We start from the raw sequence: 681 nt of genomic DNA, 5'->3' as shown, positions 1-681 counted from the left end.
GGTCGTCCGCCGATCACCGGTGTTCCCCGCACGCCTGCGGAGCGGGAGCGGCCGGCCTGGCGTCCCCAGGAGCGCGGCGGCATCGTCGGGGGTATCCCCCGCAGCACTGGCACAGGTCCGTCCCGGACCATGCGCCCTGCGCAGAACCCAGTCATCGGCGCTCCGAACCCTCAGCGCGGACGTGCGGAACGGTCACCGCAACGGGAGAAACGCTGGTCCTACGGCGGGCTGACCATCGGCAGGCGCACGACCCCGGAGTCCGACGAGCCCAGGCGCGTCACCTACGGACGTGCCGTGGCGGACGGCACGCCCCGCCGCAACGCTCCCGAGGCCAGCCGGGTCCTTCCTCCGGCTGAGCCGGTCACCGGCAGACCCTCCCGCGGCACGAACACGAAGAAGAGGCGCAAGCGCCGCGACGACGAGACAGGACGGTCATGACCCCACCACGCCACACCCGCACCGCCGCCACGCTCCTCGCCGCCCTGCTCACCGTCCCCCTCACCGCCACCGCCCACGCACAAGAAGACGACGTCCAACACCCCTGGTACTTCGACACCTACCGGGCCGAGGACATCTGGCAGCACACCACCGGCGAAGGCATCACGGTGGCCGTCATCGACACCGGCGTCGACCCCACCCTCCCCGAACTCGAAGGACAAGTACTCGAAGGCACCGACCTCA

1 pseudogene is annotated in these 681 nt (G+C 71.2%); it reads left to right on the top strand.

Annotated features, from left to right (window positions below):
- Positions 1 to 434 precede the first annotated feature (434 nt).
- A pseudogene (locus JK356_RS21475) lies at positions 435 to 681 on the top strand (type VII secretion-associated serine protease mycosin); the annotation flags it as partial.

Source organism: Streptomyces sp. 7-21, from assembly GCF_016741785.1.
Classification (GTDB): Bacteria; Actinomycetota; Actinomycetes; order Streptomycetales; family Streptomycetaceae; genus Streptomyces.
This window is presented reverse-complemented; position numbering and strand designations above follow the sequence as displayed.